This window comes from Leptotrichia sp. HMT-225 (assembly GCF_030644325.1).
Lineage (GTDB): Bacteria > Fusobacteriota > Fusobacteriia > Fusobacteriales > Leptotrichiaceae > Leptotrichia > Leptotrichia massiliensis.
The window spans coordinates 1,753,076-1,767,090 of record NZ_CP130323.1 but is presented as its reverse complement, the minus strand read 5'-3'; the positions used below and the strand labels follow the sequence as shown (position 1 = coordinate 1,767,090).

The following is a 14,015-nucleotide window of genomic DNA, read 5'->3' as shown; positions in this document are numbered from 1 at the left end:
TTTATATTTCTATTGAGGAAGATTCATAAATTTGGAGATTTATAAATGGTAAAAAATAAAGACAGATTTTTTAATTTTGATATTTTAAAATGTATTGCAATTAGTATGGTTTTATTTATTCATATCGTTGCAAGCGAATTATATAATTATGGTAAAATATCTGGAAGCAGATGGATGATGGCAAATATTGCAGATTCATTTAGCAGAATGTGTGTGCCGATATTTGTTATGGTTAGTGGTTTTTTTCTTTTGAGAAAAGATGAGGATGTGAAAATATTTTTTAAAAAAAGATTTGCCAAAATTCTGCCTAAGTTTTTTGTATATTCTGTTATTTTTTTTATATTTACAATAATTTTTAAAGATGTTAAAGATAATGAATTATTTTCAGTTTTTTTTAGAAAATCAACTTATAAGACCATAATTTCGATTTTTTTCCAGAAAGAAAGTTATAATAATTTTTTTTCAAACTTTTTTCAAGGAAAAATTTACTATCATTTGTGGTATATTTATATGATATTGTCGCTTTATTTGATAACTCCGTTTTTAAGAAAAGTTGTAGCAAAAGTTGATAAAAAAAGTATTAATTATCTAGTTTTTATATGGATAATATTTATGATTTTAGTACCATTTCTAAATGTGATTTTTAAGAAAAATATAAAAATATATTCTCCAGCTGGGCAATATGTCGGTTACTTCTTAATTGGCTATTTACTTGCAGAAAAGTCTTTGAATATGAAAAAATGGCAAAAATATACAGTTTTTTTTATAGCAGTGTCACTAACTGTCTTTTTAACATATATATTTACAAAATCAAGTGGAAAATTTTTTGACTATTTTTACGATTACCACTCACTTAGTGTATTTACAGCCACAGTTTTTCTTTATGATTATATTGTAAATATTTTTGATGGAGAAAAAGTTTTAGGCAAAGTAAAAGAAATTATAAAGTCAGTATCAGCAAAAACTTACGATATTTATTTAATTCATCCGATTTTTTTATTTTTTTGTGAAAGAATATTAAAATCCAGAATGAATTATTTTTTATATATAATTATTACGTTTTTTATAGTATTTTTGCTATCATTTTTTACAAGTGAAATATTAGATAGAATATATAGTTTTTTAGCTGGAATGAATAAATGGAGGGAGAAATATGGCGGAAAAAAAGACTAGAAATAGAAAGCCATTGCCAATAGGGGTGTCTGATTTTAAGGAAATTGTAGAAAATAATTATTATTATATTGATAAAACAAAGCTAATTGAAGATATTTTACATTACAGAGCAAAAGTAAACTTGTTTACACGTCCAAGAAGATTTGGAAAAACCCTTAATATGTCAATGATTAAATATTTTTTTGATATAGAAAATAAAGAAGAAAACCGAAAATTATTTGAAGGATTAAGTATTTCTGAAAGTGAACACATGCAGGAGCAAGGGCAATATCCTGTTATATATATAAGTTTTAGGAATATGGAAGAAGTTAGCTGGGAAAACTGTCTGAGTCAAATAAAAGACTTAATAAGAAATATTTATATAGAATTTAGATATATAAGAAAAAAATTAGATGAATTTGATTTGATGGATTTTAACAATATTTGTTTTAATAATGAAAATTCAAATTGGAAAGGCTCATTGAAAGCGTTGACAAAATATTTGTATGAATATTATGGGAAAAAAGCCGTTGTGATTATAGATGAATATGATACGCCGATAATTCAGGCTTATCAGGAGGGATATTATAAACAGGCAATTTCTTTTTTTAAGAAGTTTTATGGAGATGCAATGAAAGATAATGAATATTTACAGTTTGGAATTATGACTGGAATATTGAGAATTGCAAAAGAAGGAATTTTTTCAGGATTAAATAATTTGAAGGTAAACAATATCTTTAGTGAAAAATATTCAGAGTATTATGGACTTACCGAAAATGAAGTTGTTGAGGCTGTGAAATATTATGGGCTGGAATATGAGATGGAAGATGTAAGGGAGTGGTATGACGGTTATCAGTTTGGAGAAACTGAAATTTATAATCCTTGGTCGATTATTAACTTTTTGGATGAAAAAAAATTACATCCCTATTGGATAGGCGTTTCAGGAAACAAGACAATATATGATTTGTTAGGAAAAGCAGATAAAAAAGTAATAGAAGACTTGGAAAAACTTTTTGTGGGAAAAACAGTTTATAAGGCAATAAATGAATATATGGAATATGCATTTAATGCAAGTGATATATGGGAATTGTTTTTGTACAGCGGATATTTGACAACTGATGGCGAGAAAAAGGGGGAACTCTATCCATTAAGGCTTCCAAATAAAGAAATACAAACTTTTTTTAGAAAAATTTTTATAGATAGATTTGTTGGAAATTATACACAGTTTTCAAATATTGTAGAGAATTTAAAAAATGGAAAAATAGAAGAGTTTGCAAAAGGACTTCAAGATGAGATACTTTCTTCACTTAGTTATTTTGATACAGAAAAGGACGAGAAATATTACAAAATATTTTTAATTGGGATATTTATAATATTGGAAAACGATTACATTAGGTTGTCGGAAAGAGAAAGCGGCTATGGAAGGACAGACTTGGTTTTAGAGCCTAAAAATAAAATAAATCCAGCGTATATATTTGAATTTAAAGCTGTAAATAATGAAGATGAGCTGAAAAATTATGCAAAAGCTGGGTTTGAACAGATAAAAGAGAAAGAGTACGATGTGGAATTAAGAAATAGAGGAACAGGCAGAATTGTCTGCGTTGGGCTCGCGTTTTATAGAAAAAAAATTAAAATGAAATATGAAATAATGGAAAAATAAATTTTTTTGGTAAAAATGATGAAGATTTTAGTAATTGAGTATATTTTTAAAAAAATAAAAAAAGGAAGTGTAGTTTAGAATGGCAGTAAGTGGAATGAAAAAAAATTATTCCTATTTATTTGGAATATTGATGATTTTAATGTATTTTATAGGACTGTTGCTTATAAATCGTGGACTTGGATTTACAAATGTTATTGTGATTATTTGCTCTATGGTAATTTATTATGTGGCGAATGTTTATAATATGGCAGGAAGATATAGATTACGGGATATTGTGATTATTGTTGGAATTAACTTTATTCTTGTTATGATTACAACATTTTTGCGTATATTTATTTTGAATGAGGCGATAATTCTGTTTGGGCTGATTACGATGTTTCAAATTATTTATCGTTATATTATAATGATTGGGCTAGCCGAAAAGCAAAAAATCGTTTTTGTTGGACAAAATGGATATACACAGGATTTACTCGAAAGCATAAAGAAAGATCGTCAGTATAAATTATCGGACTTTTTAAAAGAAGAAGAAACTATGGATGCTTTAACAGAAAAATTATTAAATTTATGTGAAAATAAAAAAGTTGATATAATTGTGGATTTTACAAGCAATCTTTTATATGATACAAAGCTTGTAGATAAACTCTTGCAGTATAAACTTGGGGGAATACAGTACTATAACTATCTGGAATTTTATGAAATATACGAAAATAAATTGCCAGTTTCAAACTTGAGTCCAAAATGGTTTTTGGAAAATACAGGATTTGAAATTTACTACAACAGCTTTAACTTGAAGGCAAAACGTATTCTCGATATAATTTTCGCACTTTTAATCGGAGTTTGTGTGATTCCGATTATGATTATTGCGGCAATAATAATAAAAATAGAGTCAAAAGGACCAATATTTTTTATACAGGAAAGAATTGGAGAAGGAAATAAGCCATTTAAAATAGTAAAATTTCGTTCAATGACAACTGATGCTGAAAAAGATGGACCAAAATGGGCTACAAAAAACGACAACCGTGTCACAAAATTTGGAAAATTTATGCGTCTTACAAGAATTGACGAATTGCCACAACTGTGGAATGTGCTACGTGGAGAAATGAGCTTCGTGGGGCCACGTCCAGAAAGAGAATTTTTTATAAAGCAACTGGAAAAGGAAATTATGTACTACAATCTAAGACATACTGTAAAACCGGGGCTTACTGGCTGGGCACAAGTTATGTATCCGTATGGAGCAAGCATTGAGGATGCTTATAGAAAATTGCAGTATGACTTGTATTATATAAAAAATCACGATATTTTGTTTGATGTAAAAATATTGTTGAAGACTGTTACGATTGTAATTTTTGGAAAAGGGAGATAATAATTTTGGATTTTTGAGAGAAGGTAATGAAATTTATTAATGGAGGACAGAAATGAAAAAATTTATTTTAATAATTTTATCAATTTTAGTGGTTTTATTTGTATTATTATATGTGATACTATTTCGTGATTATAAAACTTCTGAAAAAACAAAAAAATTTATAGTGTCTCAGTATAGTGATAAAAATAAAACGATAAATACTTTTTGTAGTGATTATTATGAATTTTCCAAAGCGTATAGCAAAGGGAAGGATGAATATTATGAATCAATGAATTTAAGAAAAACAGGAGAAAATATATGGACTGGTCAATATTCTAAATCAATTAATAATAAAGATGAGATTACAAAAGAAGTTATATATAAAAATGAAAAGTATTATGATTCCAAGACAGGAAAAGAAATAAGAGACTTTAAACCTTATTTTCAGACTAGTGTGATAAAATATGAGGAATTAAAAACAACAGAAGAAGTGAGTACAGGAATTATATCAGATCATAGTCCAAATGAAGGATATTTTCGTGGAAAATATTTAAATAAAAAATTATTTAAGGAATTTTTTAAAGATTCAGACTGGAATTTAGAAGGGGATTTGAAAATGGATGTAAATTATCAAAGTATCGAACCTTTTTATTACCAAATGATAATTGAAACTGAAAATGAAAAATTACGTTTGAAGGAAAGTTGCAGATATATAAAATAAAATTTTAAAAGGAAACGATATGAATATTGGAGTAAAAAATCATTGTAGAAGGATTTGAAAAAAGTTTTAGGGAAGAATACAAATTGGGATAGTAAAGCATAGTAAAGTTATATTATAAAAAAGAGTTGTTAAAAAAATTAGGAGAGAAAAGATGTACTTAAAAGCATTGGAGCTGACAGGGTTTAAATCATTTGCGAATAGGACTGTTGTGGAGTTTGATAATGGGATTACTTCCATTGTTGGGCCTAACGGGAGTGGAAAGAGTAATATTCTGGATGCGATTTTGTGGGTTTTGGGAGAGCAGAGTTATAAAAATATACGGGCAAAAGAGAGTTCGGACATTATTTTTTCTGGCGGAAAGAATAAGAAACCAAAGTCTATGGCGGAAGTCAGTCTTATTATTGATAACGGCGATAGATATCTGGATGTTGATTTTTCAGAAGTTAAAATTACTCGAAGAATTTTTAAGACTGGAGAAAATGAGTATCTAATAAATAACAAGAAATCCAGGCTTAAAGATATTCATAATCTTTTTATGGATACTGGGATTGGAAAGCAGGCTTACTCGATAATTGGGCAAGGGCGTGTAGAGAGAATTATTGGCTCTTCTCCAAAGGAGTTAAAGGAGATTATTGAAGAGGCGGCTGGAGTCAAAAGGGCTAAGATTGAGAAGGAAGATTCTGAGAAAAAACTTCAGGATTTGAAAAATGAAATTGAAAAAATTGATTATGTAGAAAAGGAATTAAAGCTACGAGTTGACTATTTGAAGGATGAACAGGCTAAGGCCAGGCTGTTTAAGGAATATACAAAAAAGATTGATGTTCAAAGGTTTATGGTACTGGAATATAATGTCAATGAAAAAAGTTCGCTAAAATATGAGTATGAGGAAAAAGGTCAGGAAATACAGAAAGAATTAGAAAAAAGTGAAAAGAATTTTTCAGAAAAACAGACGGAACTTCAAAGAACTAATGAAATTCGGGAAGAATTGTACAAAAATCTGGAAAGTCAAAAAAATGAAAATAGCGAAAACTTTAAAAATTTGGAAACTTTAAAAGATGAGTATTCAAAGCTAGTGAATCAAAATTCCAATTTGGAAACGGAAGCCAATGAAAAAGCTAAGAGAAAAGATATTTTGGAAAAGGATATTGCTGAAAAAGAAGAGATTTTAAATAAGTCTAGAAATGAGCTTGAGCTTATAACAAAGGATTTGATTGAAAAAGAAAAGGAAAAGGCTGAGTGGGAAGCAAAAGTTGGAGAATTGAAGCAGAAAAGTGATAAAATCACGCTTGAACTGAGAGAACGGACACAAAAGAACTCTAATTTTGAAGTGGATAAAATAAAAGTCGCTGGGGAAAATGAGGATTTGGAAAAAAGAGTTTTGGCTGCGAAAACTGAAAATAAAAGGCATATCGCTGAAAAAAGTATTGCAGAAGCCGAGTTTAATAAAATAAATGAAGAAAAACAGACTTTTGAAATGCAAAAATCAGAAAATGAGAAGCAGAAACTTGAAAAAGAGCTGAAAATTCAGAAACTCAATGAAAAAACAGAGGAACTTAGAAAGGAATATTCTGGAATTAATAAACAGAAAAATGAGATTAGTTACAAACTTCAGAATTTTGAGGTTAAACAAAAGGCGATTTCAGATGCTATTGAGAAAAATGAAACTTTTAATCGAAGCATAAAGCATATTCTGAATGAAAAAATTGATGGAGTAATTGGTGCTTTTGTTAATTTGATTGATGTTCCAGTGGGATTTGAGGAAGCGGTACAAACTTTATCTGGTGGAATGTTTCAGGATATTGTCGTAAAAGACAGTGAAATTGGGAAAAAGTGTATTGGAATCTTGAAGGAAAGAAAGCTGGGAAGAGCTTCATTTTTGCCGATTGAAAATATTCGTGTTTCTAAAATGAATGATTTCTTGCCTACAATTAATGATGTTCCGTGGCAAAGTGACTTTAAAAATAAAATGTCAGAAGAGGAAATTCAAAATATAATTTCAAACACAAAAGGGAAAAATGGAATTATTGATTTTGCAAGGAATATTGTGAAAATTGATAAAAAATTTGTAAATAAAAATATAGAAAAAGTTATTCAGTTTGTGTATGGAAATTCAGTTGTTGTGGAAAATCTGGAAGTTGGAACGGAGCTTTTAAAAAAAGGATTTAATGACAGGATTGTTACGCTTGAAGGGGATATTATCACTTCTCGTGGTAGAATGACTGGAGGGCATTCATTTAAGGGTAAAGATGAAATTCTTGAGCGAAAAAAGGAATTGAAACATCTGGAAAGTGAAATTGATAAAAATCGAAATAATTTTGAAGAATTTGAGAATAAACTGTCTAAAATTGTTTTGAAAGCTGAAAAAGTTGAGGCAGAAAGGACAGAAACAGAAAAATTATTTGAGAATTTTAAAAATGAATATCAGGTGTTTAATGAAAACTACGATAATTTTAATATTAAATTTAGTCGAAAACAGCGGGAAATTAATACTTTGAACTATGAAATTTCTGAAAATGAGAAATTTATTTTGGAAAAAGAAACTAAAATAAAGGAAAATCTGGAATTAATTCAAAAAATCGAAAAAAATATTGAAGAAAATAATCTTAAAATTGAAAATTTGAATCAAGATTTGAAAAATTTTGAAAATATTGATGAATTTATTCAGAAACTGAATGTTGCCGACAGAGATTATGAAATTTTGAAGGTTAGAACAGACAATAATAAAAATCGTTTTGCAGAAATTGAGTCTGATTATAAGAAGCTTTTGAATGAGAAAGCAGAACTGGCTGAATTTGAAAAGAAAAGGGAAATGTTAGGAAAAGAATTATCTGTAAAAATTTCTGATAAAAAAGATGAAATTTCTGAAAATGAGAAATTAAATGAGAATATTTTAAGTGAAATTCAAAAAATTGAAAAAAATATTCATGAAATTGAAGAAAAAGAGCGAAAATTTATTAATGAAATCAAAGATATTGAAGTAAATATGTTAAAACATAAAAATGACTATGAAAAAATTATTGAAAAAATAACACGAAACGAAAGTGAACTGGAGTTTCAGCTGGCTGAATTTAAGGAACTGGAAAATGAAGAAATTCTCGAAAATGAGGAATATTTTGAAATTGCTGATGAGAATGAGTTGATGGCGACAAAGAAAAAACTGGCAGTGAATGAGAGAAGCAGAACTGACATTGGAGCAGTGAATCTTGCCTCAATTGAAGAATTTGAGCATGAAAATGAGCGGTATCAGAATATTGCCGCACAGAAAAAAGATTTGCTTGAAAGCCGAGAGGCATTGCTTGGGTTTATTCAGGAAATTGAAGAGGAAGTTACAAGTAAATTTTTTATGGCTTATGAACAAATAAATAAAAATTTTCAGTATATGTGTGAAACTATTTTAAATGGAGCAAAAGGGCTGATAAAAATGACAGATCCTGAAAATTTGCTTACAACTGGCTTGGAACTTAGTGTAAAATATAAAAATAAGCCGGAACAGACTTTACTTTTACTTTCAGGTGGCGAAAAATCAATGCTTGCAGTATCCTTTATAATGGCAATCTTTATGTTTAAGCCGAGTCCGTTTACTTTCTTTGATGAAATTGAGGCGGCACTAGATGAAAAAAATACAAAAAAAATTGTAGAGCTTCTGCATCAGTTTATTGACAAATCGCAGTTTATATTAATTACTCATAATAAGGAGACAATGAAGGGTTCTCATAGACTTTACGGGGTTACGATGAATAAGGAAATTGGGGAAACTAAAATTGTTTCGGTGGACGTGTAATTTAATAAACTTTTTTACTGGAAATTTTTTGATATTTTTGATAGAATATAGGTAAAATTTGTAATATATAAAAATTACTTTAAAGCTGAATTTCAAATTAAAAAATATTTAATTTTTTTTATATTAAAGAAATTTAGTTATATAAAGTACGATTAAAACTTGAAAGGAGATATGTGTAAAAAGATTTTCACATAATTGAGAAAATGTTAAAAAAATTATTAGGTTTAGTAGCAATATTTTTGTTATCAGTTATAGGTTTTGCTGATGTAGATATTTCAGAGATAGCGAGTGATTATCCATATAAAGATAGTGCAATAGTGGCAACAGTTCTTGGAACACCTGCTGATCAGCAGTACAAATTTAAAAACCCAAAGGGTCCAAAAGTTAGAAAATTTACGACAACAAAAAAAATTCCTGAAATATTAAGACAATGGAAGGATTATGAGTATGGTGTATGGACTCAAAAAGGTAAAAAAGCACCACTTATGATTATAATTTCAGGAACAGGTTCGCTTTATAATAGTGGAATGTCACTTTATTTGGCAAATGTTTTTTATGACAAGGGATACAATGTAATTGCATTTAGTTCACCAACAACAATGCCTTATATTGTAAGTCAAAGTAAAAATACATATGCAGGGTATATAAAAGATGAAACGACACAAATGTATTCTTTGATAAGTCAGGCTATTTCAAAAGAAAAAGGCGATGGAATGAAAATTGATAAAACTTACATTGGTGGTTACAGTTTAGGTGGTTTTCAGTCGCTTTTACTTCATGAACTTGATGAAAAAAATAATAGAAGAATTGGAATTAACAAATCATTATTATTAAATTCACCAATTAGTATTTTAACTGCAACACAGAATTTAGACAATTTTTTGGTGAAAAATGGAATTTATGATGCTAGAAGTTTGGAAAAATATATGGATACAATATTTAGCAGACTTATGTATGATGATACAATAAAAATAAAAGATATAGAATTTTCAAACTTAACTACTTCATTAGGAAAATTAGGACTTGGAGAAAAAGATTTTGAAGTATTGACAGGATTATTATTTCGATTCTATTCAGCTAATATGACTTTTGCTGGAGAAGTGTTCAGCGGTAGAAACGCAACCGGTAGACTTTCAGATAAAAAATCTTACAAACGTTTTGATTCTGTTTCAAAAGAATTTAGAGAAGGTTTGTCTGTTGCATTTGATGAATACGCAAAAGAAATTTTGTATCCATATTTGAAGAAAAATATAAATCCTAATCTTGATTTTAATGAATTTGTAGAGGAATTTGATTTAAAACATAGTCAAGATTTTATAAATAGAAATAATAAAAATATTATATTTATAACATCTACAAATGATGTACTGTATTCGAGTCAGGATTTAGATTATATAGAAAATACATTTTCAAATAAAGTTCTGATACCGTTTGGTGGACATACAGGTGTTTTATGGCATAAAGATGTGGCAAATTTAATGGTAGATAAATTGGAGGAAAATTAGAAATGGCACAAAAAAATAAATTATTAATGTTTGGAACAATGTTGATTGTTGCAACAATTGGACATTCTAAAATGTTGGAAATTAAGAATGAAAATACAATAATGTTTATGGAAGAAAATGAAAAGGAAGTAAATGATGACCTTTTTGTAGAATTTGTTGATGGGAAAATAGCAGAAACGCCTGATAAAAATATTGATTTGGTTTCACAAACGAATATAAAAACGAAAAAAAATAAAGTTGATAAAAATAAATACATCGCTTTTGAGCAAGATGGTTATGGAATATTGGCGGCAAATTTGGAAGAATTGGATGAAGATTACATTGCATCAAGTCAAGTCTTCCAATTAACAGGTATAAATGACACATTAGAGCCATTTAATCGAAGAATGTATGCTTTTAATACACAGCTTGACAGAAAAGTTCTTTATCCAGCTTCACGTGTGTATTCGGCAGTAGTGCCAAAACCAATCAGAAAAGGAATTTCAAACTTCTATCAGAATTTCAGTGAAATACCTACATTTGTAAATTCAATATTGCAGTTAAAACCTGGAAAAGCAGTAAATGCACTTGGAAGATTTGTTGTAAATTCAACAGTAGGAGTACTAGGGGTAGCGGATGTTGCTAAAAATATGGGAATGAAAAGAGATCCTGAAACAATGGGAGACACATTAGGACATTATGGGGTTGGAACAGGTTCTTATCTAGTATTGCCAATGTTTGGACCAAGTAATATAAGAGATGCAATTGGAACAGGAATAGACACGGTAACAGAAGGTGCAGTAAGAGGTGTAGCTGAAGAAAAACTGTTTTTTGATACGGGAGTTTTTGATAAAACAGTTTATGGATTTACAAGACCAGTTGTAACAGGACTGAATGCACGTTCTATGCTTAGTATGAGATATGGGGATTTGAATTCTCCGTTTGAATATGATTTAGTGAGAGCTCTTTATCATAATTACAGAAAAATACAAGTTGTGAAATAAAAAGTTTAAAATTGTTCTACTAAAAAATTATTTTCGTGAAAATATAGGAGGAAATTGATATGAGTCACATAAAAGATGTGGATTTAGAAGTGTACAATGCAATTGTGGAAGAGGAAAAAAGACAGGAGGAAGGAATTGAGCTGATTGCTTCTGAAAATTTTGTTTCAAAGGCTGTGATGGAGGCCGCAGGTTCTGTATTTACAAATAAATATGCAGAAGGTTACCCTGAAAAGAGATATTACGGTGGATGTGCAAATGCTGATGTTGTAGAAAGCCTTGCAATTGAAAGATTGAAAAAAATATTTGGGGCAAAATATGCAAACGTGCAGCCACATTCGGGATCTCAAGCAAATATGGGAGTTTATGTTGCACTGCTTGAAGCTGGAGATAAAATTTTGGGAATGAGTCTTAGTGCAGGTGGACATTTGACACATGGTTATAAAATCAATTTTTCAGGAAAAAATTACATTGGGCTGGAATATGGTCTAAATCCTGAAACAGAACTGATTGATTATGAAGCAGTTAGAGAAATTGCATTAAGAGAAAAACCTAAAATGATAGTTGCAGGAGCAAGTGCTTATTCAAGAATAATTGATTTTAAAAAATTTAGAGAAATTGCTGATGAAATTGGTGCGTATTTGATGGTAGATATGGCTCATATCGCTGGACTCGTAGCGGCTGGACTTCATCCAAATCCAATAGAATATGCAGATGTAGTAACTTCAACAACTCATAAGACTTTAAGAGGACCTCGTGGTGGAATAATTTTGACAAATAATGAAGAGATCGCTAAAAAAATTGATAAGACAATATTTCCAGGAATACAAGGAGGACCATTGGTTCATATAATTGCTGCAAAAGCAGTTGCATTTAAAGAGGCACTTAGCCCAGAATACAAAAAATATCAGGAACAAGTGGCAAAAAATGCAAAAATTCTGTCAGAAGAATTAGTAAAAGGTGGACTTAGAATTGTAAGTGGCGGTACTGACAACCATTTAATGCTTGTTGATTTACGTCCAATGGGAGTTACAGGAAAATTAGCTGAAGAAAAATTGGAAGAGGCTGGAATAACTTGTAATAAAAATGCTATTCCAAATGATCCTGAAAAACCATTTGTTACAAGTGGAATAAGACTGGGAACACCTGCGATTACTGCTCGTGGATTTAAGGAAGAAGAAACAAGACAGGTAGCACAATTTATATTGACTGTTTTAGAAAATATAAATGACAGTGAAAAAATTACTCAAGTAAAAGAGCAAGTTTTAAAGTTAACAGAAAAATTTCCACTTTATAAAAATAAATAAAATGGAAAATAAATTAGGAGAAAATGTGAGAAAAAATAATAGAAAAAATGATGAAATGAGAGAAGTAAAAGTAACAAAAAATTACATTATTCATCCAGAAGGTTCAGTTTTAATCGAATTTGGGAACACAAAAGTTATTTGTAATGCAACAGTTGAAGAAAAAATACCAAGGTGGCTTAAAGGAACAGGATCAGGATGGATAACGGCAGAATACAGCATGCTTCCAAGAGCAACAAATGCACGTGTCCAAAGGGAATCAACAAAAGGAAAACTTTCTGGAAGAACGATGGAAATCCAACGTTTAATTGGAAGAGCACTAAGAGCTGCAATAGACTTGGAAAAATTAGGAGAAAGAACAATAATGATAGACTGCGATGTAATTCAGGCAGACGGCGGTACAAGAACAGCTTCAATTACAGGAGCCTATCTCGCTTTGGAACTGGCAATTGAAAAATTGATAGATGAAGGAAAACTAAAAGAAATTCCAATAAAATCAAAAGTTGCAGCAATAAGTGTTGGGAAAGTTCGAAATGAACTTTTACTTGATTTAGAATATGAAGAAGACTCAAGAGCTGATGTAGATATGAACATTGTAATGAACGACAAAGGCGAATTTATTGAACTACAAGGTACAGGAGAAGAAGCAACTTTTACTCATGCGGAATTATTGAAGTTTATTGAATTATCAAAAAATGCCTTTCATAAGTTATTTAGTTTATAAATTAAGATTAAATTTGAAATATTTAAACAAAGACTAATTATAGTAATCAACCTAAATAAAGTACATGTTAAAAAATTTTAGAAATCTGAATAAAAAATATAAAATTTAGAAAGGATGGTGAAAGAATATATGAAGAAAAGTGGAATGGAAAAATTATTTGACGAGTATATGAAAAAAATACAGGCTGGAGATACGAAGGCTATAAATGAAATTGGTCTTATTTTTCAAAATAATTATGATAATGAAAATGCGAAAAAGTGGTTTTTGAAGGCTATTGAAGCTGGAGATTATGAATGTGCGAATAACTTAGGGTATCTTTACGCTAGCCAACATGATTTTGAGAATGCTGAAAAGTATTATTTGATTGCAATTGAAAATGAAGATTATGATGCATTAAATAATTTAGCAATTTTATATGAACAAAATGGTAAAAATGAAGAAGCTGAGAAATATTACCTAAAAGCAATTGAAAAAAATTGTGAAGGAGCTAAGGAAAATTTACTTATATTTTATAATACAACAAATCAAACTGAAAAATTGAAAGATATTTATTTACAAATGGCTTGGAAAGATGATGTTAATGCAATGAACCGTTTAGGGATGATTTTTGGAAATGAAGGAAATTTTAAGGAATCTGAGAAATGGTTTTTGAAGGCTGCGGCACTTGGGGATGAGCATGCGAAAAGCAATTTAAAAGTGCTAAGAAGTAGTTTGAAAAAGTCTAATTAAAAATAAATGCATATAAAAAGTATTTAGTAAAATAAAAAAATAAAATTTTGATTGGATTGTCAAATTAAGATTTGACTAATTTCATTATATATGGTAACATAAAAATAAGATAATTAA

At 29.3% G+C, this 14,015-nt stretch carries 10 protein-coding genes; all 10 read left to right on the top strand.

The genetic code is table 11. The annotated features are described in order from the left end of the window. Window positions 1–45 precede the first annotated feature (45 nt). The 10 genes from QU666_RS08630 (at window position 46) to QU666_RS08585 (ending at window position 13,898) form a co-directional block, all read left to right on the top strand. Window positions 46–1,173 carry an acyltransferase gene (locus QU666_RS08630; RefSeq protein WP_021769088.1) on the top strand — a complete coding sequence of 376 codons (1,128 nt, stop codon included), beginning with the start codon at window positions 46–48 and terminating at the stop codon, window positions 1,171–1,173. Then, window positions 1,154–2,812 carry an AAA family ATPase gene (locus tag QU666_RS08625; protein ID WP_021769089.1) on the top strand — a complete coding sequence of 553 codons (1,659 nt, stop codon included), beginning with the start codon at window positions 1,154–1,156 and terminating at the stop codon, window positions 2,810–2,812. Before QU666_RS08630 ends, QU666_RS08625 begins: the two co-directional genes overlap by 20 nt. Before the next feature lie 79 nt (window positions 2,813–2,891). After that, the gene (locus tag QU666_RS08620; protein WP_021769090.1) at window positions 2,892–4,175 is read left to right on the top strand and encodes an exopolysaccharide biosynthesis polyprenyl glycosylphosphotransferase; all 1,284 of its coding nucleotides are present in this window, start codon (window positions 2,892–2,894) and stop codon (window positions 4,173–4,175) included. 52 nt (window positions 4,176–4,227) lie between these two features. After that, window positions 4,228–4,875, top strand: a complete 648-nt coding sequence (locus QU666_RS08615) for a hypothetical protein (RefSeq protein ID WP_021769091.1) — start codon at window positions 4,228–4,230, stop codon at window positions 4,873–4,875. A 151-nt stretch (window positions 4,876–5,026) separates the two neighbouring features. Then, window positions 5,027–8,656, top strand: coding sequence for a chromosome segregation protein SMC (smc, locus tag QU666_RS08610; RefSeq protein WP_021769092.1), 3,630 nt, complete (start codon window positions 5,027–5,029; stop codon window positions 8,654–8,656). A 203-nt stretch (window positions 8,657–8,859) separates the two neighbouring features. After that, window positions 8,860–10,161 carry a hypothetical protein gene (locus tag QU666_RS08605; protein WP_021769093.1) on the top strand — a complete coding sequence of 434 codons (1,302 nt, stop codon included), beginning with the start codon at window positions 8,860–8,862 and terminating at the stop codon, window positions 10,159–10,161. Between the two features lie 2 nt (window positions 10,162–10,163). Further along, the gene (locus QU666_RS08600) at window positions 10,164–11,144 is read left to right on the top strand and encodes a VacJ family lipoprotein (RefSeq protein ID WP_021769094.1); all 981 of its coding nucleotides are present in this window, start codon (window positions 10,164–10,166) and stop codon (window positions 11,142–11,144) included. A 59-nt stretch (window positions 11,145–11,203) separates the two neighbouring features. Continuing rightward, a complete protein-coding gene (glyA, locus tag QU666_RS08595) occupies window positions 11,204–12,448 on the top strand; it encodes a serine hydroxymethyltransferase (protein WP_021769095.1) in 1,245 nt (414 codons plus the stop codon). 25 nt (window positions 12,449–12,473) lie between these two features. Continuing rightward, window positions 12,474–13,169: a ribonuclease PH gene (rph, locus tag QU666_RS08590; RefSeq protein ID WP_036070702.1), complete on the top strand. Its 696-nt coding sequence runs from the start codon at window positions 12,474–12,476 to the stop codon at window positions 13,167–13,169. A gap of 129 nt (window positions 13,170–13,298) precedes the next feature. Continuing rightward, window positions 13,299–13,898 (top strand): tetratricopeptide repeat protein, encoded by a 600-nt coding sequence (locus QU666_RS08585; RefSeq protein ID WP_036070705.1) that lies wholly within the window; start codon window positions 13,299–13,301, stop codon window positions 13,896–13,898. Window positions 13,899–14,015 lie beyond the last annotated feature (117 nt).